The following is a 22,055-nucleotide window of genomic DNA, read 5'->3' as shown; positions in this document are numbered from 1 at the left end:
TTTCCGCAGTTATTAAATTACCATTTTTTCAATTGGCGCTACTAGAATTCCTTCGGCGCCAAAGTTTCTCAATTCATCCAGAACTTCCCAGAACCTTTCTTCATTGATCACTGTATGCACTGAACTCCATCCTTCTTCAGCTAATGGAAGCACTGTAGGGCTTCTCATTCCAGGCAACAACCTGGTCACAGCTTCAAGCTTAGCATTAGGCACATTCATTAGAATGTATTTAGAAGTTCTGGCGTTTAAAACCGATTTCATCCTGAATTGAAGTTTTTCCAGAATAGTTTTACGCTCTTCAGAAATTTTTGGAGAGATAGCAAGCACCGCTTCACTTTTCAACATCACTTCCACTTCCTTTAGTCCGTTTTTGAACAAAGTGCTTCCGCTGGATACGATATCGCAAATAGCATCTGCCAGGCCAATATTCGGAGCGATTTCAACTGAGCCATTAATAATATGAAGATCTGCTGAAATTCCTTTTTCCTTTAGAAATTCGTTTACGGTATTAGGATAAGAAGTCGCTATCTTTAAACCGTCCAGATCCTTAATTCCGTTATAATTGAAAGATTTTGGAACTGCCAGAGATACGCGACATTTCGAAAAGCCTAGTTTTTCGCCTCTAATGATATCCTGACCTTTTTCAATCAGAACATTCTCGCCTATGATCGCAACATCCACAACTCCATCTCGAAGATATTGAGGAATATCACCATTTCTTAGATACATCACCTCTAGAGGAAAGTTTCTGGAAGATGCCTTTAACTGCTCCTTTCCATTATCTATAGAAATACCAGCATCTTTTAGAATACTAATGGAATCTTCAAAAAGACGTCCTGATTTCTGAACCGCAATCCTTAATTTTTCTTTACTCATAATTTTAATTGGCTACTATTAGAAATAAAAAAACCCGTTTGATTGCTCAAACGGGTTATGATATTTTAGTTAATGTTACAACATATCATATTCACCTCGCCTGAGCGTGGATAGAAAAATGATGATGATGTACAGAATATTTTCTCATTGTGAATTCAAATCTAAATAAAAATTTCAGAAATAAAACCTGAAATCAAATATTTAATATTTGTTTATTAATTATTACCAAGAATTAGAGGCATTCCCTCATCTCCAGATCCAATTACAACTACTTTAGAATTAGGTGATTTAGCTAATTCTACCGTTGCCTGAATTCCTTTTTCCTTTAAAACCTTGTCTGTAAGTGATTCACTTAGAATCCGGTTTGCACGAGCTTTACCTTCCGCATCGATACGCTGACGCTCGGCTTCCTGTTCTGCCTTAGTCAACCTATATTCATATTCCAAAGATTCCTGTTCCTGTCTAAGTTTTCTTTCAATAGCTTCTTTAATCGTTGGAGGCAATGAGACATCTCTTACCAGAACTTCATTCACCTGAACATATTGGTCTTCAAGCAACAAATTGGTTTCATCAAAAATCTCCTTCTGAATAGCCTCCCTTTTACTGGCATAAAGCTGCTCTGGATTATATCTTCCTACGACTGCCCTGGTAGCTGAACGTATGGCTGGCTGCAACAAACGCTGTATATAAGCCTCCCCTTTTTCCTGATGTAATTTACCTAGAACTTCATATTCCGGCTGAAACCAAACTGAAGCATCCAATCTAATCTCCAGTCCGTTTGAAGAAAGCACTCTCATTTCCTCGTCGATGGATTGCTGACGCACTTCATAAACGAAAACTTTATTCCAAGGAGCTACAAAATGAAAACCCTCAGATAATGGCGGTTGGTCGGTAACCACTCCACCTCCAAAAGTTCTATACAAAACTCCGGCCTCACCGGAATCTATAGTTACTGTAGATTTGGTTATGATAATTATTAAAACAACAACACCAATAAATAATGGCACTACGATCTTCGGTAATCTTTCCATATGTAAAATTGAAATTTAAATTAGTCCTAAATATTTTCGGTAAAACCACTCAGCGGCAAGGACAATTATCAGGATAAACAGCAGGTAATACCAGTCGATCAAAGGTACGTTTTTTTGATGGCTTTTCTGTACAGGCTTGAACTTATCATTGTTCAGCAAATTTCTGATCAACAATTCTGCCTGATCCTGGTAATATAAATCGCTTTCATTGTTTTCGGCGAGTGCCACCATTCCGCTTAGATTAGAGGAAACGAATTGCTGCTCGGTATTATAGTCGATCACTTTAAACTTACCTGTTCTGTTAAGGTTTTTATCTTCAACACGAACGGTAAAAGAATAATCCCCAGGCTCCAGGTCTCCACCGTCAAACTGGTAAAAGTTATTTCTCAGCACCAGGTCCGAAGTAAAACTTTCTTCAGAACTGTCATTTACTATTTTGATTTTCAAGTTCGCTGAGGCATCAAACTGGTAATTCTCGTCAAAATACTGTGCTGAAATGATCACATTCTGATTGGCATAATAGAAATTTTCTGAATCTACGGTGAGCCTTTGCCTGGCAGAAGTTTTAGCAAGATTCTGAATTAATTTACCAAAGAATTCGTCGAAATTTTGAAATGACTGATTGTCCAAATAAGATTTTGCTCTCCACCTCCATATATTTTCACCCAGTAGAAATCCAGATTTTGGTGAGTTCTTAGTTACGGCAAGCAATGGTTCATTACTATTAACTCCTTCAATTTCTTGAAATAGTAAACTATTGTATTTACCGTTATCATATTCTAGAGGTCCGAACTTATCAACTAAAGGTGGAAAATCATTAAATTCGATATCTTCAAACTGAAATGAATTAAAACCTTTATTATAAACAGGAAAATATTCCTGAGGTTGATTTACCGCATTTCTATTCAAACCAAGTTGGAGACTATTCAAATAATTCCAGTCGGTTTTACTTCCTGAAATTAAAAGGTAATTTAAATTATCCTCTATGACATCCTTAATAACCTTACTAAACCTTTGATTTACCTGGTACAACACAATCAATTGATAATCATTTAATTGATTGTCAAAATCTTTTAAGTAAACTATATCAGAATTTCTTTGCTGATTACTTTCAATAGCCTTTTGAATTGCTCCAAGATCAGGATGAGAAATATCTGAAATTATCAAAACATTGGTTCGCTCATCTACCACTTCCACAGCAAAATTCTGACTATTGTTGCTGGAATTTTTTTCGTTTTCTAACGAATCTATTTCGATGGTATAGGATTGAACTCCTAATGAATTTGCCGGCAGATCTGTTCTCAGAATATGAGAATTTTCACCTTTTGAAAATTGAATTTTTTCAGAAAATATCACATTTTCTCTTGACTTTATTTTCACGGTAGTTTCAACCGGCCCTTTCCCTGAAAAATTAATGAAAGCCTCTACGGGAAATCTATTCCTCAGAAAAGCGTACCTGTTGGAATTAATTCTTGAGATACTTAGATCCTGATAGCTTGTGGTATCTCCAAGAATTACCGGATAAATGCTGGTATTGGAATTCTGCTTAAAATACCTGTAATCTCTTCCTAAACTTTGATTTCCGTCTGAAAGTAAGATGACAGCTTTTTGCTTATCCGGATAAATATCCTGAGATCTGTACAGCGCAGAATAAATATCAGTTTGATTTTGATTAAAATCCAGGCTGTCTGAAATCTGTAAATCGGCACCAAAACTTAGATCATTGATCTCAAAGTTTGCTTCTATATCAGTGTTACTCTTTATGTAATCACCAAATTCTTTCAAAGCATTTTCTGCTTCCAGATAGTCTATAGACTGAGAATTATCAGAAAGCAAAAGTAGTTCCGGTTTTGTCAATTCGTAATCTATAGATGAGATTCGGGGATTGATGAATAAAAGAAGGATTAAAAATGCCGAAAATGCTCGTAAACAAAAGAAAATATAATCCTTTCGAGATTTGTTTTTCCGTTTGTACAGGTATTGAAAAAAAGCAAACCCCAGCGCTAATAAAAGAGCCAGGGCTATATATATAATTGTACTAATCGTCATTCAAATGGCTTAGAAGCGTGAAGTTAAGAATTAAAATAAATAATCTCACATCTAAACCGTAGCATAAATTTTAGGTATGCATCCCACCATCTACGTGAATTACCTGTCCAGTTACATAAGAACTCAAGTCGCTCCCAAGGTAAACGCAAGCATTGGCGATATCTTCAGGCTTACCTCCTCTTTTCAAAGGAATAGCGTCTCTCCAGCCCTGTACAGTTTTTTCATCAAGCTTTTCGGTCATTTCCGTTTCAATAAATCCAGGTGCTATCACATTTGTTCTAATATTTCTGGAACCTAATTCCTGGGCCATTGACTTGGAAAAACCAATGATTCCAGCTTTTGAAGCTGCATAGTTCGCCTGACCAGCATTTCCGGTAACACCGACTACAGAACTCATATTAATGATGCTTCCATAGCGTTGCTTTAACATTGTTCTCTGAACCGCCTTGGTCATATTAAAGATAGATTTCAGGTTCACTTCGATCACCTTATCAAAATCCTCTTCACTCATTCTCATTAATAGATTGTCTTTAGTGATCCCTGCATTATTGATGAGAATATCTATAGATCCAAAGTCTTTTGCTACATTATCGATAAGCTCCTGAGCTTCCTGAAAACTTGCAGCGTTGGATTGATATGCTTTCGCTTTTACTCCCAGAGATTCAAGTTCCTTTGCAAGCTCTTCCGCAGACTGTGCCGAGGAATTATAAGTAAAGGCCACATTAGCTCCATGTTGCGCAAATACCTGTGCGATACCTTTACCAATACCTCTACTTCCTCCAGTGATTATAGCGTTCTTTCCTTCTAATAATTTCATATTTAATGATCTTGGTTAATTGACAAGCCAAATATAACAAAACCTAGGTAGGCCATAAATAAAAAATCCTCCTGAAATATTCCCTAAGGAATCTAACAGAAGGATTTTAGATAAAAGATATTTTTGTCTAGCTGTTTAAAACTTCAGCTACTTTCTTTCCAATTTCAGCAGGAGAATCTACTACGTGAATACCATTCTCTTTAAGAATTTTCTTCTTAGCCTGAGCAGTATCTTCGCTTCCACCAACGATCGCACCGGCGTGCCCCATTGTTCTACCAGCAGGAGCAGTTTCACCAGCAATAAATCCTACAACCGGCTTCTTATTACCGTTTTCTTTCACCCATTTTGCTGCGTCTGCTTCAAGCTGACCTCCAATTTCCCCGATCATAACGATACATTCAGTTTCGTCATCATTCATCAATAACTCAACAGCTTCCTTAGTGGTAGTTCCAATAATTGGGTCACCACCAATACCGATGGCAGTAGTAATTCCCAATCCTTGTTTTACAACCTGATCTGCAGCTTCATAGGTAAGTGTTCCAGATTTAGAAACGATCCCTACTTTTCCTTTTTTGAAAACGAAACCTGGCATGATACCAACTTTAGCTTCTCCCGGAGTAATAACTCCCGGACAGTTAGGACCTATTAATCTACAATCACGATCTTTAATATAATCTGAAGCCTTCACCATATCGGCAACAGGAATCCCTTCAGTGATAGTGATGATTACTTTTATACCTGCATCAGCAGCTTCCATAATCGCATCTGCAGCAAATGCCGGCGGTACGAAAATAATTGATACATCTGCTCCGGTTTGCTCAACAGCATCAGATACTGTATTAAATACTGGTTTATTAAGGTGTTTCTGCCCTCCTTTACCCGGAGTAACTCCACCAACTACATTTGTACCATATTCTATCATCTGCTCGGCATGGAAAGTTCCTTCACTTCCAGTAAAGCCCTGCACGATTATTTTAGAATTTTTATTGACTAAAACGCTCATAAGTGTCTTTTGAATTTTGGATTACAAAAGTATGTTTTTAAATATAAACCCTAAAGTCATTTAATAGATTATTGACGGGAATTTCCTTAAAATTCCTATAAAATTAGCGATTATCGAAAAATTGCAGAATGATTTTCGATTTCTGCTGTTGAACTCAAAATGCTTTTCAAAGTAGAATGAATTACAGGCTAATGACGTAAATAGTGATTACAGCTGAAAGAGTTAAAATTAAAGCGTAGAGCGTATGAATTGGTTTATTGATCTTTTTAATTTCTCGTTCAAAATCTACAGATTTCTTTTGATTCGATGAATTCATGATGAATGAATTAAAGTTTTTAGATGTTTAGAAATTGAAATTAATCGAAAACCGAAATATCCATTTTAAATATCATTGAATAGCCAGTATTTTGATGTTAGTACTATCTTCTTTGAAGTGTATATAAATGAGAAGCCCAGTATATCTACCGGGCTTCTCATTTATTAATTTTCTTCATTATCAAATATCTCCACTTTACCGGGGTCATCTCCCCCTCTTTTCACGTGAACGTTGATGTTCTTCTTTTCCTTTGCTATTTTTTTTGCAGTTAAGGCATCGATCTTCTTTCCGTTGTAATAAAAGCTTCCTCCTTCATTATCTATTTCGTCTATGATCTCATCAGGTTTTGGTGGAGGCGGTGGCGCCGGTGCCATCGGTGGTTCAGGATGAATATCTCTCATTCTGGCCTGAGCTCTTTCTAAACGTAAATGCTTTCTCTCCGCTTCAATCATTTCTCTACGCATTTCAGATTCTTTCCTTTTTACATCGGCGATCATTTTTCTTCGCTCCGTAGCAGTAATATTTTGATCTTCTCGCAATTCTTCCTGTAGTTCCCGAATTTTCTCTCTTTCCTCCTTTATTAGGATTCTTTGCTCTTCCGCAACAGCCCTCATTTCTTCGGCTCTTTTGCGATGCAATTTTCTAGCCTCTTCATTCATTTCTAAAGCATGTTTTTCAGGAGCTGGTGGCGGAGGTGGTGGAACATCACCAGCCTTAGGAGGCATTGGTGGCGGTGGAGGTAAAATATCATGACCGGTCACTCTGGATAATCTTGATTTTTTAAATTCTTCATTTACTTTTTCCATAAATCCAGGCGCTGGATCTGAAATATGCATCCTGAAATTGTATTTCTTTAATTCCTCATCGGTCTTACCTTCAGATAGTTTATCCAGGATCTTACTGAAATTTTGAGCTTTTATCTCCTTACCGTCTACTTTAAGAGTATTTCCTGTTATATGAATACTGAAAAGACTTTCTCTATCACTATGTTTACCTGGATTGCCTTCAGCCGGTGCACCTCTCTTTTTTACTGGCGGTGGTGGTGGCGGTACAGTTGATCCCGGTGCTACAGGACTTGGTGCGAAAAATTCGGTTTCAGAAATTTTAGACAATTTTGTTTTTCGATATTCTTCATTCAGACTTTCTATAAAATCTGTAGTAGAATTTTGAAAATCTATTTTAAATAATGGCTTTTTCATTTCCTCCTTAGACCAGCTATCGGTTAATTTATCCAAAGCATCTTTGAAGTTATTCAGGCCTACTTCTTTCTGATTTAGCCAGATATTATCTTCTACAACTTTAATACTTATAGTTTTTCTATCCTGCAGATCATCAACTAATGTAACTGGATTGTTAGCCACAGACTTAATATAGTTAGGTTTAGCTACAATATCTTCGTTAAACAGATAAACACATCCTCCAAGAACAGGAAGAAATACTACAGATCTTAATATTAACCGCCTTAGCGAAAAGCTTTTTGTAATCATAATAATTCGTTTTTTGATTGATGAATGACTAATTGGGCTCGATAAAGAATTGTGATGATGCCCGGAACTGTATTGAAATAAAATATTCGAGTAATCCAGTGGATTATAATTCTTCTTGATCACACTACTGTCTGCAAGAAATTCGTGATTTAACCGAACAGATCTTTTGATGTAAAGAAATACAGGATTAAACCAGAAAATTACATGTAGTAATTCTATAAAAAGCAGGTCCAGCGAATGTTTCTGGTCCACATGAGCTTTCTCATGTTCCATTACCGCTCCTGAAATATTATGGTTTCTGAAATCCTCTTTGTTTAAAAAGATATATTGTAAAAAGGAATGAGGATCCAGTTTTTTAGACAGCAACACATAGATATAAGGCAGGTCGTGCAACTTGTCATTCTTCTTTGCTTCAGAAATTAATGCCTTTAAATTCCTGTAAAATCTAAGACCGAAGATCACAAACCCAATACTGTATATGAGAAACAGTATATAGGGTAAATTTTCTTTCCAGAACGAAACAGTAGAAACCCCAGGTTCCGTATTCTGGGTAGAATAAATAATGGTTTCACCTACCTCTTCCGCCGGAATTTCAACCTCATAACTTATTGTGATAATAGGTAAAACAATTGAAATAGCAAGAGACAAGAGTAAATAAATTCTTTTAATTCTATGAAAACTTTCTCTTTCCATGAATAATTTATAAAAACAGAAAAGAACTACTAAACAAGAGCCCGATTTTATGATATATTCTAACATCCTACTTCTTTTTTAACTTTTCATCTATAAGCTTTCTAAGCTCAACTAATTCCTTTTCAGAAAGATTGGACTCTTCAGTAAAAAAGGACGCAAATTGTGAGGCAGAATCATTGAAGAAATTCTTTATCATACCATTCATCTGCTTAGAGAAATATTTCTTTTTGCTAACCTTCGGAAAATACTCCCTGGAACGGCCTACCTGTTGGTAGCCTACAAAATTTTTATCCTGCATACGCTTTAATAAAGTGGCCACAGTAGTTATTGCCGGTTTAGGTTCCGGATAATCTTCTAAAAGTTCCTTCATAAAAGCTTTTTCCTTCTTCCAAAGGATCTGCATTAATTGTTCTTCTGCGTTTGAAAGTTCCATATAAGTATTATTACTCTACAAATGTAGAATAAATTATTCATTCTACAAACATAGAATTAGAAATAAATAAAAAACCCTCTGAAAATCAGAGGGTAAATAGTGTCTAAATTTATTTAGTCCCAGGGATTATCGTCTATCTCTTCACCTAACTGACTAATCTGAACTCCTTTATAAAGTTTACCATCTTTGGTTTCCCACATAGCAATGAAGTGTGCTAAAGGCATTTCTTCATCCGGGTTTTCGATAGTTCTTACGTGATATGTAAAATGAATAGCTGCGTTTTCTCCTTCCACTACAATTTTATCAACTTCAGCTCTTAAAGATTCAAAAGATTCAGCAAGTTGTTCGCTTATTTCTGCAATTCCAGACAGGTTTAATTTTCTAAGCCCGGTAGTTCCATACCAGGAAAGTTCCACGTCAGGGTGCAAATAGCTACGCAAAACATCTTCATCATTATAAAAATTTGATTGATAAAATTGCTCTACAACTTCTTTAGTCTTTAAACCCATAGTATATTATTTTATGTTTTTAACAATCTCAGGTAAACGCTTAATCGCAGCGTATTCTTTTAGCTTAGTTCGTACCTCTCCAAAAGGCGTGCCCCAATAGGTTGTATTAGGCTCAGTATCTTTTGAAACTCCGCATTGCGCCATTAATACTGTGCCTGTCGCGATAGTAACATCACTTCTAATTCCTACCTGACCCCAAATGGTTACATCATCTTCCACCACCACACAACCGGCAATCCCGATTTGGGATGCAAGTAAACAATTTTTTCCTATTACGGTATCGTGACCAATTTGAATTAGGTTGTCCAATTTAGAACCTGCGCCAATAATGGTATCACCAGTAACACCTCTGTCTATAGAATTATTCGTGCCGATCTCAACGTTATCTTCTATTACTACCCTACCACCTGAAAGTAACTTATCAAAGCCTTCAGGTCGTTTTTTATAATAGAAAGCATCTCCTCCTAGAACAGTTCCGCTGTGAATAATCACATTATCACCAATAACACAATTATCACCAATGGTAACATTTGAATGTATTAGACAATTTTTGCCAATTTTTACATTATTTCCGATTATAGCATTCGGCTGAATAATACTCCCCTCACCGATTTCAGCAGATTCAGAGATCACGCTATTCAATTGCTGAAATGGTTTAAAATGCCTAGTAAGTTTATTAAAATCCCGAAAAGGATCATCAGAAATTAGCAAAGCTTTACCTTCAGGGCACTCTACTTCTTTATTGATAAGAACAATGGTTGCAGCAGACTGCAGGGCCTTATCATAATACTTTGGATGATCTACAAAAACAATGTCTCCGGGAGTGACTACGTGGATTTCGTTCATCCCCTGCACGGGAAAATCATCATTACCAACATAATCACAATCGATAATTGCTGCTATTTCTTTTAAAGAATATTCGCGAGGAAATTTCATATAAATACTTACTCTTTGATTCTCTCTTTGTAAGTACCTTTCTCTGTTTCGATTCTCACCTTATCCCCTTCATTAATGAACAAAGGAACATTCACTTCAAAACCAGTTTCAACAGTTGCCGGTTTTGTAGCATTTGTCGCCGTATTACCTTTTACTCCAGGTTCAGTATGTGTAACTTCAAGCACAACACTTGCCGGCATATCTACTGAAAGCGGCATGTTATCTTCAGTATTAATAAGAATTGTAACCACTTCCCCTTCTTTCAAAAGTTTTGGCTGATCCAAAGCGTTTTCAGTTAATCTGATCTGAGTATAATCTTCAACATTCATGAAATGGAAAAACTCACCATCTTCATAAAGAAATTGATATTTGTGTGTTTCTACTCGAATATCTTCGATCTTATGCCCTGCTGAAAATGTATTTTCCAATACTTTTCCCGTGGTAACACTCTTTAATTTGGTTCTTACGAAAGCCGGACCTTTTCCAGGTTTTACATGAAGAAATTCAACAATTTTATAAATATCGTGGTTATAACGAATACAAAGTCCGTTTCTAATATCGCTAGTTGATGCCATTCTTAATTTAGTTTGAACTGAAGTATCCTTTCATGATACCTCTTTGTGAGTTTTTAATAAATTCTAATATTTCATCTCTTTCAGCTGTTGCCTGCATTTCTGCTTCAATAATTGCTACAGCCTGCGAGTTGTTATAATTTTTCTGATATAAGATCCTGTAGATATCCTGAATCTCTCTAATTTTTTCCGTGGTGAAACCTCGTCTTCTAAGTCCTATGGAATTGATCCCAACATAACTTAAAGGTTCCCGACCTGCCTTTACAAATGGAGGAACATCTTTTCTAACCAATGATCCACCAGTTACAAATGCATGTTTACCTATGCTACAGAACTGCTGAATAGCTGCCATTCCAGCTAATATTACATGTTCTCCAACATTAATATGTCCTGCTAAAGTACTGTTATTCGAAAAAATACAATTATCGCCTACCACACAATCATGGGCGATATGGCAATAGGCCATGATCCAACAGTTATTACCAATTACTGTTTTCATTCTATCGGTTGTACCTCTGTTAATGGTAACACATTCACGAATGGTGGTGTTATCACCGATCACAGTTAAGGTATCTTCGTCGTTGAATTTTTTATCCTGTGGAACTGCTGAAATTACTGCTCCGGGAAAAATACTACAATTCTTCCCGATGCGAGCACCTTCCATTATACTAACATTGGAACCAATCCAGGTACCTTCTCCAATCACTACATTATTGTGTATAGTCGCGAAAGGCTCGATCACCACGTTTTTGGCGATCTTTGCTCCCGGATGCACATATGCTAAAGGTTGGTTCATAATCTTTATTTTGATTTTACAATTTGTGCCATTAATATGGCTTCTGTAGCTAATTGTCCGTTTACATATGCATATCCCTGCATCTGGCAAATACCACGTCTAATTGGTGCTAATAATTCCAGTTTGAAGATAAGAGTATCTCCCGGAACTACCTGTCTTTTAAATCGAACATTGTCGATCTTCATGAAATAGGTCAAATAATTCTCAGGATCCGGAACTGATTTTAATGCAAGAATTCCACCCGTTTGCGCCATAGCTTCTACCTGAAGAACTCCCGGCATTACAGGCTTTCCTGGAAAATGACCTACGAAAAACGGTTCATTCATCGTTACATTCTTCATCCCGATAACATGAGAATCTGTAAGTTCATAGATCTTATCTACAAGTAAAAATGGTGATCTATGTGGAAGTGTATCCATAATATCGTTCACATCCATTAATGGAGGTTGTGAAAGATCTATCTTAGGAACGTTGTTTCTCTTCTCCGCCTTGATCACTTTTGCCAGTTTTTTGGCAAATTCCGTATTCACATGATGACCAGGTTTAGTAGCTATAATTTTACCACGAATTCTGGTTCCAACAAGCGCTACATCGCCTAAAACGTCCAGTAATTTGTGCCTTGCAGCTTCATTCGGATAATGCAGGTTCAGGTTATCCAAAATTCCGTTAGGCTTTACAGAAATTTCATCTCTGTTAAAAGCTACTCTCAATTTTTTTAAAGTCTCTTCACTGATTTCTTTATCTACGTAAACGATAGCATTATTCAGGTCACCACCTTTAATAAGTCCATGTTCCAGTAAAGTTTCAATTTCGTGAAGGAAGCTGAAAGTCCTTGAATCTGCAATTTCAGTTTTGAACTCAGATATGTGTTCGATGGAAGCATTTTGGGTTCCTAAAACTTTAGTTCCAAAATCCACCATGGTAGTCACCTGATATTCATCTGCTGGCATGGCAATAATTTCGCTACCATTTTCATCACGATAACAAATGATCTCGCTCACCACGTATTCATCTCTATCGGCTTCCTGTTCTACAGTTCCAGCTTTTTCTAGAGCTTCAACAAAATATTTGGATGAACCGTCCATGATTGGCGGCTCTGAAGCATTCAGTTCTATATAAAGATTATCTATTTCTAGGCCTACACAGGCTGCAAGAACATGTTCAGAAGTTTGAATGGTAACGCCCTTTTTATCAAGGTTTGTCCCTCTTTTTGTATTTACAACATAGCTTACATCTGCTTCTACCTGAGGGTTTCCTTCAAGATCTGTTCTTACAAAAACATACCCTGTATTTTCCGGCGCAGGTTTGAAGGTTAATTTTACTTCTTTACCTGTATGAAGGCCAACACCTTCAAGAGATACTTCCTCCTGAATAGTTCTTTGTTTGGTAATTCTATCAGCCATTATTATTCATCTTTTTTTCCAGTTGATGTATTATATTCATAGTTTGAGGAAGATTTTTGAAATGTATATAGGACTTATTGTAAGCACTATACCCAATTGCAGGAGATCCCTGCAGCATTTCGTCATCTTTTATATCGCGACCAATACCTGATTGAGCCTGAATTTTAACTCTATCTCCAATGGTAAGATGTCCTGAAATTCCAACCTGACCGCCAATTAGGCAATTCTTACCGATTTTGGTTGAACCAGCAACACCGGTTTGAGCGGCAATGGCAGTATTTTCTCCAATTTCCACATTGTGGGCGATCTGAATATGATTGTCCAGCTTCACTCCTTTTCTGATGATCGTAGATCCTAAGGTGGCTCTATCAATTGTAGTAGCGGCACCAATATCTACATGATCTTCAATGATTACATTTCCTATTTGAGGGACTTTGCTATACTCTCCTGTATCACCCGGACTAAATCCAAATCCGTCAGCACCTATTACAGCTCCACTGTGTATGGTAACATCACTACCAATAAGACTTTCAGAATAAACCTTCACGCCCGGAAATAAGGTGACATTATTACCAATCTTTACATTGTCACCAATATATACATTAGGATAAATCTTCACATTGTCACCAATTTTCACATTATCGCCTATATAAGCGAAAGAACCTAAATAAAGTCCTTCGCCATAAGTGGCAGATTCTGAAATATGACTTGGTTGTTCAATTCCAGATTTATTGAGTTTGATCTGGTTATAATATTCCAGCAAAGTCGAAAATGCTTTGTAAGCATCTTTAACCTTGATTAAAGTGGTATTTACCGGTTGTTCAACTTCAAAATCATTATTTACAATAGTGATCGAAGCATTGGTGGTATATAAAAAGGAAGTATATTTTGGATTGCTTAAGAAAGTAAGGGAGCCTTCAGACCCTTCTTCAATTTTGGCAAGTTCTGAAACTTCCGCTTCAGGATTGCCTTCAACTTGGCCGTCTAATATTTCGGCTATTTGCGTTGCAGTAAACTTCATTCTGGCAAAAGTAAAAAAAATGAGTTAATCTTTAACTTTTGGATAACACATATAGTATTTGGTAACGGTATTTGTGAGTGCTTTCAAATTAAATTGATCGGAAACCTTCACTACATCATTGATCTTACCATTCTTATGCAATATATTAATGTTGTCTTTTTCTTTTTTATAGGCCAGGTTGGCGATCTCTCCTTCAAAAACAAAATAGGAAGCCTCTTTTTCTGATATTTTATATTTTTTCTGAAGTGCCAAAGATCTTTTCTCTAATTTTTCTTTTGATGGCCGCTTCTTTTTGATTTTAACTTTCAGAAGATTTCGATTGATGATCATTTCACACAAATTACTCAGCACGAAATCATCAGAATACATCCAGTCTTTCATGGCAGCAATCACATCATTATCATCTAGCCTTGAAAACATCTCTAGCGTATTCTGATCAAAATCTTCCCTGGTGATCTTATTCTCTAGAAAATACATTAGCGAACCGCTGGCATTTAAATTTTCTCCGTTTTCTATCAGTTCTTTCGCCCGTTTTAAAACTCTAATCAAAAGTTGTTCTGCAACAAGACTTGTTTTATGTAGGTAAACCTGCCAGTACATGAGACGTCTACCGATGAGAAACTTTTCTACAGAATAGATTCCCTTTTCCTCTACTACAAGTTCATCATTCACTACGTTTAACATGGTAATTAGACGCTCACTATTTATATTTCCTTCCACAGCACCGGTATAAAAACTATCCCGTTTCAGATAATCCAGGCGATCCATATCCATCTGGCTTGAAATAAGCTGATTCATGAATTTTCGCTCATAACTACCCTTGAAGATCTTTATTGCCAGCGTTAAACTTTGGTTAAACTTTAGATTCATTTCCTCCATAAATAGAAGGGAAATAGTCTCATGATCAACACCTTCGACTAAGCTATGCTCCATAGCATGGCTAAAAGGACCATGACCAATATCGTGCATCAAAATAGCTATCAATAATGCCTCTTCCTCCTTCTCTGAAATTTCAACTCCTTTATAGCGAAGCACTCGCACGGCTTTCTGCATTAAATGTACGCAACCTAAAGCATGATGGAATCTTGTATGATGAGCCCCGGGATATACTAAATAGGAAAGTCCCATCTGGGAAATTCGGCGTAATCTTTGAAAGTATGGATGTTCGATGATCCTGAAGATCCGTTCATTCGGGATGGTAATAAAACCGTAAATTGGATCGTTTAATATTTTAAGTTTAGTTTGCGACGCCAAGCTATAAATGTTCTAAAGTTCAGAGCAAAGATACATATATGATATGAGCCACGATAATAACTTCAAAACCATGAAGATATTTTCTGAATAGCTCAGGAAAACCAAAAAAATAAAATTAGAATATGAGTAATATCAAAATATTGTGGGTAGACGACGAAATTGATTTATTGAAACCACACATCATGTTCCTTGAATCCCGAAACTATGATGTACATACCTGCAAAAGTGGAACAGAAGCTCTGGAGCAGATTGAAAATGAAAATTTTGACATTATATTTCTGGATGAAAATATGCCTGGACTTACTGGTTTGGAAACGCTAGCTGAAATTAAAGAAAAGAGAGAAACCGTTCCTATCGTGATGATCACCAAAAGTGAGGAGGAATATATAATGGAGGAAGCGATAGGCAGCAAAATCGCAGATTACCTTATAAAACCAGTAAATCCAAATCAGATTCTTTTAAGTATCAAGAAAAATTTAGATCATTCTAGATTGGTTTCTGAAAAAACAACCTCTAATTATCAGCAGGAATTTAGGAAAATTGCCATGGAAATGTCCCAAGTAAATTCTTATGAAGAGTGGGCTGAACTTTATCAGAAATTAGTTTACTGGGAAATCCAGCTGGAGGAGATCGAAGATTCTGGAATGTTTGAAATTCTTGAATCTCAAAAACAGGAAGCCAATAATCAATTTTTCAAATTCATATCTAGAAATTACGAAAGTTGGTTTGAAAAGGATGCTGAGCCACCGGTAATGTCTCATACGCTTTTCAAGAATAAGGTGTTGCCTGAACTTAAAAAGGATCAACCGACCTTAATGATAGTCGTAGATAATTTAAGATATGACCAATGGAAGTCTTTAGAGCCTATTATTAATCCTTATTTTAAAAAGGAAAAAGAAAGCGCCTATTACAGTATACTTCCAACGGCTACCCAATATGCACGTAATGCAATCTTTTCTGGTTTGATGCCTAGCGAAATGGAAAAGCTTTATCCTAAATACTGGAAAAACGATGTTGATGACGGTGGAAAGAATATTTATGAAGCCGAATTTCTTGCAGAACAATTAAAGAGACTGGGTAGCGATCTAAAATTCGAATATCATAAAATTACCAGTCTTAAAGGCGGAAAAAAACTAGTTGACAATTTCAAAACCCAGAAGTCAAATGACCTTACAGTCGTAGTTTACAATTTCGTGGATATGCTTTCGCATTCTAAAACTGAAATGGAGGTCATTAAAGAATTGGCTTCAAATGATAAATCTTATCGAAGCCTTACGCAAAGCTGGTTTAAAAACTCACCTCTTTTAGAAATCATACAGAAAGCGCAGCAATCAGGTTTTAAACTGATCATTACCACAGACCATGGAACTATTAATGTGAAAAATCCATCGAAGGTTATAGGCGATAAGAATACAAGTCTTAACCTAAGATATAAAACAGGAAAAAGTTTGACTTATGAGGATAAGGAGGTTTTAGCCATTGAAGATCCGAAATCTGTTCATTTACCGACTATAAATATGAGTAGTTCTTACATTTTTGCGAAAGAAGATTTATTCTTTGCTTACCCCAATAATTACAATCACTACGTTAGTTATTATAGGAATACTTATCAGCATGGCGGGATATCTTTAGAGGAAGTTGTAATCCCTTTTGTAGTCCTAAATCCAAAATAGTCGATGAAATGCCATTTTTATCGTTATAATACATAAAATAAATTTCTATTCAACTGATTATCAGTTGAGTGTGTTGTTTATAGATTTTTTTATATATCTTTATCATCCCAAATCTGACATTTTGAATTATGGAGTTAACCTACAAGCTTCAAGAACTGGATGTAGCCGTAGATTACATACTTAGTAACACAAAGAGCAAGATCTTGCTTTTTTACGGTGAAATGGGTGCAGGTAAAACCACTCTAATTAAAGAGCTGGTAAAAGCACTCGGCGTACATGATAACGTCTCCAGTCCTACGTTTTCACTAGTTAACCATTATGAGTCAGAAAAAGGACCGGTATTTCATTTTGATTTTTACAGGATCGAAGATGATACCGAAGCTTTAGACATTGGATTTGAAGATTACCTGGATTCCGGAGAATGGAATCTTATAGAGTGGCCTGAAAAAGTCGAAAATTTGTTGGGTGAAAACACCCAAAAATTGCTTATTCAGGTAGAATCTGAGAACACCAGAAAGTTAAAGTTTTGTTAACAAAATCAAAAACCGTAAAAAATGCGGCGTAAAATAGTTTGTAAGAATTTTTTTACTTTTACAATTGTTTTATAAAGTGAATTAAAAAGATTTTATTCATTGAACGATTTATAAATAAATTTAAACTAACATATTTTAAGTTTTTAAAGCGATTTTTTGGGCAATTTTTTGCTTGAAAAAGGGCGCAAAGGTACGACTAATGTTTTAACTGACAGGATATTAAGTTGTTATATGTTTGTTCTAGAAAACAAAACGAAATAACAATCTTAAAAACCTATAATTATGAAACTTAAAGCAGTACTTTTCGCAGCCGCAATATTTGGAGCTAGTTTTTTTGTAACTTCAACTTCAAATGACAATGTTACAAAGCATGAGATCAAAGAACAAGCCGTACAAAAATCAAAGATCAGGATTCCTTCTGCTGGGTAGTCTTGTAGCTATTTGTATAGCATTTTCACCTTATATATTTTATTTATACGAAGTTTTCCCAAACGGGCCCGTTTGGGAAACTTCTTTTTTTACTTATGAAAGTAAATATTACGAAGACGTAATGACCGCAGCCTGGACCTATCTAGGCAAAATCACACCTCTTTTCCTTTTACTATTGTGGTTTTTTACCTGCAAGCATTGGTGGTATCATGTAATCTTAATTCCAATCGCTATGTTCTCTTATCAACTTGTCGTTGTTGTGTACGATGACGTTTATCTCCGAACGGATTATATGGACATCAATCAACTAATTTATTTAGCTCCATTTTTCATCGCCATACTTTCCATTGTCTATCTTATTAGAATTAAAATTTTTGATCGTGTTTACGGTCTTGATCTTTCGGAATTGGACGAAACAGAAATCTCTGTGTTTTCGCCGGTATCGGATAGAGATCTAAAAGAGATCAAAGAATTCCAGGAGGAAGATGATTCTGAAGAATATGAAGAATCCAATGTGCTTATCGAAGATTACTACCGAAAACTCTAATTTCTAATTTCTTCATTTTACAAATTAAGTTGTAATTTAACTGCTTTAACTTATTTATATGGGCAAACAGCAGGTGTCACCTTTTACTAAGGAACAACTTATTCCACAAGAGGAAACTCTTGAAATCTACAAAAGTAAAGGTCAGCTATTTATTGGTATTCCTAAAGAAACAGCTTACCAGGAGAAACGTATCTGTCTAAGTCCAGATGCTGTAGCAGCTATAACTGCTCATGGGCATCGTGTAATGATCGAATCTGGAGCCGGAAAATGGGCGAGATTTAGTGATAAAGATTATTCAGACGCGGGAGCGGAGATCACCAAGGATACTAAAAAAGTATTTTCCTGTCCTACCATTTTAAAAATCGAACCGCCTTCTATCGAAGAATTGAATTACATCAATCCTCAAACGATATTGATCTCAGCGCTTCAGATAAAAACACAGTGCAAAGAATATTTTCAAAAACTTGCTGAAAAAAGAATTACTGCCCTCGGGTTTGAATTCATTAAGGATGATGACGGTAGTTATCCTATTGTTAGAGCATTGAGTGAAATAGCCGGCACGGCTTCCGTTCTAATTTCTTCAGAGATCATGAGCAATCATGCAGAGGGAAATGGTTTGATGTTTGGAAATATTAGTGGTGTGCCGCCTGTAGAAGTTGTAATTATTGGTGCTGGAACGGTTGGAGAATTTGCTGCAAGATCGGCCATCGGGCTTGGAGCAAGTGTGAAAGTTTTTGACAGCTCACTAACCAAACTTCGAAATATCCAGGCCAGCCTCGGAAATACTTTTTACACAAGTACCATTCAGCCTAAAAATCTAGCCAAAGCTTTAAAAAGAGCTGATGTTGTCATTGGTGCAGTTCGAGGAAAAGACCGTTCTCCTATCCTGGTCACTGAAGAAATGGTTAGATCTATGAAACGTGGTGCTGTGGTTATTGATGTGAGTATTGATATGGGTGGCTGTGTGGAAACCAGCGAAATTACCTCACATGATGAGCCGATTTTCACTAAACATGACGTGATTCATTATTGTGTGCCTAACATCCCTTCCAGGTATGCTCGAACATCTTCTTTATCTATTAGTAATATTTTCACTCCTTACCTATTGCACATCGCTGAAGAAGGCGGACTGGAAAATACCTTGAGATTTGACAGAGGTTTACGTAATGGTTTGTATTTTTACCACGGAATTTTGACCAGCAAATCTATCGCAGAGTGGTTTAATCTTTCTTATCGAGATATAAATCTATTGATCTTTTAATAAATGAAACTTGTTCACCGCCTGGCTTATTACGGACTAGGCCTTTTTTTTGGAATTGTTATTTTATTGTTCTTTTTGGGAGGTAAAAAAACATCCTGTGATTATTCTCCGAATGCCAGAGTGCTAAAAAATATCAGAATTAAAGAAAGGCAGTTTTCAGATGAAGCAATCTCCTTTTTCCAAAATAACAGAATCGATACTTCAGCGGTATCTGAAATTCTTGACTACGGTGATGTAGATTTCAACAGAAGCAATACAGATGCTGAACCTTGTAATATTTATATCATATCAGGAATTTCAAAGGAACAAAATATAGAGCTGGAAATTGAAAATTGCGATAGTACCGCGGTTATTAATAAGGCATATACGAAAAAAGACGAATAAACTATTCGCCTTCTTCATTCACCTTTATTTTCTGAAAATCTGTTATTCCAGAATTTGCTCTGCATGAGCCTTTGTTTTTACTTTCTTGATTACCTCTTCAATTTTTCCTTCTTCATTGATGATAAATGTTGTTCTATGGATACCATCATATTCTTTTCCCATGAATTTTTTAGGTCCCCAAACGCCATAGGCATTAATCACTTCCTTGTCCTCGTCAGCTAATAAAGGATATTTGAAATCATATTTATTTTTAAAATTTTGCTGTCTTTTCTTAGAATCAGCGCTAACTCCAAGAATTTCATAACCTTTCTCCTTCATAAGATCATAGTTATCGCTCAAGTTACAGGCTTCAGCGGTGCAGCCGGGCGTGCTCGCCTTAGGATAGAAAAACAGCACTAATTTCTTTCCTTTATAATCGCTCAGTTTTATCTCATTTCCATCCTGATCTTCAGCTTTAAAACTGGGAGCCTTATCCCCTTCTTTCAATGTTGTCATAATTATTACTTTTGCTCTAAATTAAAACTTTATGACCAAAAAGGAAAAGGTACAGTTCGTTATTGATACGTTAAATGATATTTATCCGGAAATACCAATTCCGTTAGATCATAAAGATCCATACACTTTACTAATAGCCGTTCTGATGTCTGCTCAGAGTACAGACGTAAAGGTCAATCAAATCACGCCAAAGCTTTTTCAAATTGCAGATAATCCTTTTGATATGGTTAAATTGAGCGTGGAAGAAATCAGGGAAATTATAAAGCCAGTAGGCCTATCGCCGATGAAATCTAAAGGAATTCACGGACTCTCTAAGATACTGATCGAAAAATATAATGGCAAGGTCCCGGCTAATATTGAAGCCCTGGAAGAACTTCCTGCCGTTGGTCATAAAACCGCCAGCGTGGTGGTAGCTCAAGCCTTCAATATTCCCGCATTTCCGGTAGATACACACATTCATCGCCTGATGTATCGATGGAACCTGACCAATGGAAAGAATGTGGTACAAACAGAAAAGGATGCAAAGAGATTATTTCCAAAAGATCTATGGAATAAGCTTCATCTACAAATTATCTGGTATGGTAGGCAATATTCTCCTGCGAGGGGTTGGGATCTTGAGAAAGACATCATCACCAATACTATAGGAAGAAAAAGTGTAATTAAAGAGCACCTCAGTAAAAAGAAATAAAAAAGACCCGTAGGCTAATTATACAGGTCTTTTTTAAAATTAATTCAGAAGCGATTCAAACTTCATCTGCTTGTATTCTTTTACATTCAATGCTTTTGAATAATTCAAAAGAAAATCAATGGTTTCCTTTTTTGGTCTTGGATGATGAAATTTTTCTTCTTTCGAAGTTTTTTTAAAGTAAAGTTTCCCCATTTGGTATTATTTTATGATGGTTTTATAGAATAACGGAACAAACGGGGGGATATTGTTATTCTTAATTAGTTAAAATTAAATTTCTTTTTTCGATGATCTTCCGAAGATTGATCAATGCATACCGCATCCTACCTAAAGCGGTATTGATACTAACTCCAGTACGTTCAGAAATCTCTTTAAAACTCATGTCCTTGTAGATTCTCATCGTAAGAACTTCCAATTGATCTTCCGGTAATTCTTTTATCAATTCCTGAACATCAGTTTCTATCTGATCTTTTATAAGCTGCTTTTCGGCATTAAGGTCGCCATCACTTAAAACTGAAAAAATATTGAAGTCGCCACTATTATCAAATTTTGGCATTCTTTTATTCTTTCTAAAATGATCGATGACAAGATTATGCGAAATTCGCATTACCCAAGGAAGAAATTTTCCTTCTTCGTTATACTTTCCTCTTTTCAAGGTGCGGATCACTTTGATGAAAGTATCCTGGAAAATATCTTCAGCGATATCCCTATCATAAACCTTTGAAAAAATAAAACTGTAAATACGGTGTTGGTGACGATTGATGAGGGCGCCAAGTGCGTTTTCATTTCCATCAAGATAATCACGAACGAGCGAAGCGTCAGTTACCTTAGTGTTATTCATAACAGTTACTT

At 36.1% G+C, this 22,055-nt stretch carries 25 protein-coding genes; 7 read left to right on the top strand and 18 right to left on the bottom strand.

The window, feature by feature from the left end; all coding sequences use genetic code 11:
• Positions 1 to 12: 12 nt before the first annotated feature.
• From hisG to AC2S94_RS12100, 15 genes are all read right to left on the bottom strand, one after another.
• Positions 13 to 876, bottom strand: a complete 864-nt coding sequence (gene hisG, locus AC2S94_RS12170; RefSeq protein ID WP_484628847.1) for an ATP phosphoribosyltransferase — start codon at positions 874 to 876, stop codon at positions 13 to 15.
• 215 nt (positions 877 to 1,091) lie between these two features.
• On the bottom strand, positions 1,092 to 1,907 hold the full coding sequence (locus tag AC2S94_RS12165; RefSeq protein ID WP_484628846.1) for a prohibitin family protein: 816 nt from the start codon (positions 1,905 to 1,907) through the stop codon (positions 1,092 to 1,094).
• A gap of 15 nt (positions 1,908 to 1,922) precedes the next feature.
• Positions 1,923 to 3,956, bottom strand: a complete 2,034-nt coding sequence (locus AC2S94_RS12160; RefSeq protein WP_484628845.1) for a VWA domain-containing protein — start codon at positions 3,954 to 3,956, stop codon at positions 1,923 to 1,925.
• Positions 3,957 to 4,026: 70 nt separating this feature from the next.
• Positions 4,027 to 4,773, bottom strand: coding sequence for a 3-oxoacyl-[acyl-carrier-protein] reductase (gene fabG / locus AC2S94_RS12155; RefSeq protein ID WP_484628844.1), 747 nt, complete (start codon positions 4,771 to 4,773; stop codon positions 4,027 to 4,029).
• Positions 4,774 to 4,900: 127 nt separating this feature from the next.
• Entirely contained in the window at positions 4,901 to 5,776 is an 876-nt protein-coding gene (gene sucD / locus AC2S94_RS12150) for a succinate--CoA ligase subunit alpha (protein ID WP_484628843.1), read from the bottom strand.
• Between the two features lie 181 nt (positions 5,777 to 5,957).
• Positions 5,958 to 6,092 carry a hypothetical protein gene (locus AC2S94_RS12145; RefSeq protein WP_484628842.1) on the bottom strand — a complete coding sequence of 45 codons (135 nt, stop codon included), beginning with the start codon at positions 6,090 to 6,092 and terminating at the stop codon, positions 5,958 to 5,960.
• Between the two features lie 164 nt (positions 6,093 to 6,256).
• A complete protein-coding gene (locus AC2S94_RS12140; RefSeq protein ID WP_484628841.1) occupies positions 6,257 to 8,272 on the bottom strand; it encodes a M56 family metallopeptidase in 2,016 nt (671 codons plus the stop codon).
• A 67-nt stretch (positions 8,273 to 8,339) separates the two neighbouring features.
• A complete protein-coding gene (locus AC2S94_RS12135; protein ID WP_484628840.1) occupies positions 8,340 to 8,705 on the bottom strand; it encodes a BlaI/MecI/CopY family transcriptional regulator in 366 nt (121 codons plus the stop codon).
• A gap of 113 nt (positions 8,706 to 8,818) precedes the next feature.
• Positions 8,819 to 9,214, bottom strand: a complete 396-nt coding sequence (locus AC2S94_RS12130) for a nuclear transport factor 2 family protein (RefSeq protein WP_484628839.1) — start codon at positions 9,212 to 9,214, stop codon at positions 8,819 to 8,821.
• Positions 9,215 to 9,220: 6 nt separating this feature from the next.
• Positions 9,221 to 10,150: a UDP-3-O-(3-hydroxymyristoyl)glucosamine N-acyltransferase gene (locus AC2S94_RS12125; RefSeq protein WP_484628838.1), complete on the bottom strand. Its 930-nt coding sequence runs from the start codon at positions 10,148 to 10,150 to the stop codon at positions 9,221 to 9,223.
• Between the two features lie 8 nt (positions 10,151 to 10,158).
• Positions 10,159 to 10,725, bottom strand: a complete 567-nt coding sequence (efp, locus tag AC2S94_RS12120) for an elongation factor P (protein WP_484628837.1) — start codon at positions 10,723 to 10,725, stop codon at positions 10,159 to 10,161.
• A gap of 7 nt (positions 10,726 to 10,732) precedes the next feature.
• Positions 10,733 to 11,518 (bottom strand): acyl-ACP--UDP-N-acetylglucosamine O-acyltransferase, encoded by a 786-nt coding sequence (gene lpxA, locus AC2S94_RS12115; RefSeq protein WP_484628836.1) that lies wholly within the window; start codon positions 11,516 to 11,518, stop codon positions 10,733 to 10,735.
• Between the two features lie 5 nt (positions 11,519 to 11,523).
• Positions 11,524 to 12,909, bottom strand: coding sequence for a bifunctional UDP-3-O-[3-hydroxymyristoyl] N-acetylglucosamine deacetylase/3-hydroxyacyl-ACP dehydratase (locus AC2S94_RS12110; RefSeq protein WP_484630917.1), 1,386 nt, complete (start codon positions 12,907 to 12,909; stop codon positions 11,524 to 11,526).
• A gap of 4 nt (positions 12,910 to 12,913) precedes the next feature.
• Complete coding sequence (gene lpxD, locus AC2S94_RS12105; RefSeq protein WP_484628835.1) at positions 12,914 to 13,942, bottom strand: UDP-3-O-(3-hydroxymyristoyl)glucosamine N-acyltransferase; 1,029 nt, start codon at positions 13,940 to 13,942, stop codon at positions 12,914 to 12,916.
• 24 nt (positions 13,943 to 13,966) lie between these two features.
• Positions 13,967 to 15,196, bottom strand: a complete 1,230-nt coding sequence (locus AC2S94_RS12100; protein WP_484628834.1) for an HD domain-containing protein — start codon at positions 15,194 to 15,196, stop codon at positions 13,967 to 13,969.
• 122 nt (positions 15,197 to 15,318) lie between these two features.
• On the opposite strand from AC2S94_RS12100, the gene porX reads away from it, so the two are divergent.
• The 6 genes from porX (at position 15,319) to AC2S94_RS12070 (ending at position 20,023) form a co-directional block, all read left to right on the top strand.
• Entirely contained in the window at positions 15,319 to 16,869 is a 1,551-nt protein-coding gene (porX, locus tag AC2S94_RS12095; protein ID WP_484628833.1) for a T9SS response regulator signal transducer PorX, read from the top strand.
• Positions 16,870 to 16,997: 128 nt separating this feature from the next.
• Positions 16,998 to 17,402 carry a tRNA (adenosine(37)-N6)-threonylcarbamoyltransferase complex ATPase subunit type 1 TsaE gene (tsaE, locus tag AC2S94_RS12090; protein WP_484628832.1) on the top strand — a complete coding sequence of 135 codons (405 nt, stop codon included), beginning with the start codon at positions 16,998 to 17,000 and terminating at the stop codon, positions 17,400 to 17,402.
• A 282-nt stretch (positions 17,403 to 17,684) separates the two neighbouring features.
• A complete protein-coding gene (locus AC2S94_RS12085) occupies positions 17,685 to 17,831 on the top strand; it encodes a hypothetical protein (protein ID WP_484628831.1) in 147 nt (48 codons plus the stop codon).
• Positions 17,773 to 18,378, top strand: coding sequence for a hypothetical protein (locus AC2S94_RS12080; protein WP_484628830.1), 606 nt, complete (start codon positions 17,773 to 17,775; stop codon positions 18,376 to 18,378). Before AC2S94_RS12085 ends, AC2S94_RS12080 begins: the two co-directional genes overlap by 59 nt.
• A gap of 58 nt (positions 18,379 to 18,436) precedes the next feature.
• A complete protein-coding gene (locus AC2S94_RS12075) occupies positions 18,437 to 19,639 on the top strand; it encodes an alanine dehydrogenase (RefSeq protein ID WP_484628829.1) in 1,203 nt (400 codons plus the stop codon).
• A 3-nt stretch (positions 19,640 to 19,642) separates the two neighbouring features.
• Entirely contained in the window at positions 19,643 to 20,023 is a 381-nt protein-coding gene (locus AC2S94_RS12070; RefSeq protein ID WP_484628828.1) for a DUF4258 domain-containing protein, read from the top strand.
• Between the two features lie 42 nt (positions 20,024 to 20,065).
• Here the strand turns inward: AC2S94_RS12070 and bcp are convergent, their stop codons facing one another.
• Positions 20,066 to 20,518, bottom strand: coding sequence for a thioredoxin-dependent thiol peroxidase (gene bcp, locus AC2S94_RS12065; RefSeq protein WP_484628827.1), 453 nt, complete (start codon positions 20,516 to 20,518; stop codon positions 20,066 to 20,068).
• A 31-nt stretch (positions 20,519 to 20,549) separates the two neighbouring features.
• On the opposite strand from bcp, the gene AC2S94_RS12060 reads away from it, so the two are divergent.
• The gene (locus AC2S94_RS12060) at positions 20,550 to 21,206 is read left to right on the top strand and encodes an endonuclease III domain-containing protein (RefSeq protein ID WP_484628826.1); all 657 of its coding nucleotides are present in this window, start codon (positions 20,550 to 20,552) and stop codon (positions 21,204 to 21,206) included.
• Between the two features lie 39 nt (positions 21,207 to 21,245).
• Here the strand turns inward: AC2S94_RS12060 and AC2S94_RS12055 are convergent, their stop codons facing one another.
• Together AC2S94_RS12055 and AC2S94_RS12050 are read right to left on the bottom strand one after the other, a co-directional pair.
• Positions 21,246 to 21,398 (bottom strand): hypothetical protein, encoded by a 153-nt coding sequence (locus AC2S94_RS12055; RefSeq protein ID WP_484628825.1) that lies wholly within the window; start codon positions 21,396 to 21,398, stop codon positions 21,246 to 21,248.
• A gap of 61 nt (positions 21,399 to 21,459) precedes the next feature.
• Positions 21,460 to 22,044 carry an RNA polymerase sigma factor gene (locus AC2S94_RS12050; RefSeq protein WP_484628824.1) on the bottom strand — a complete coding sequence of 195 codons (585 nt, stop codon included), beginning with the start codon at positions 22,042 to 22,044 and terminating at the stop codon, positions 21,460 to 21,462.
• Positions 22,045 to 22,055: the final 11 nt, after the last annotated feature.

The organism is Christiangramia pacifica, assembly GCF_057221535.1.
The sequence above is the reverse complement of the archived record's forward strand: the minus strand, read 5'-3'. Positions and strand labels throughout refer to the sequence as shown.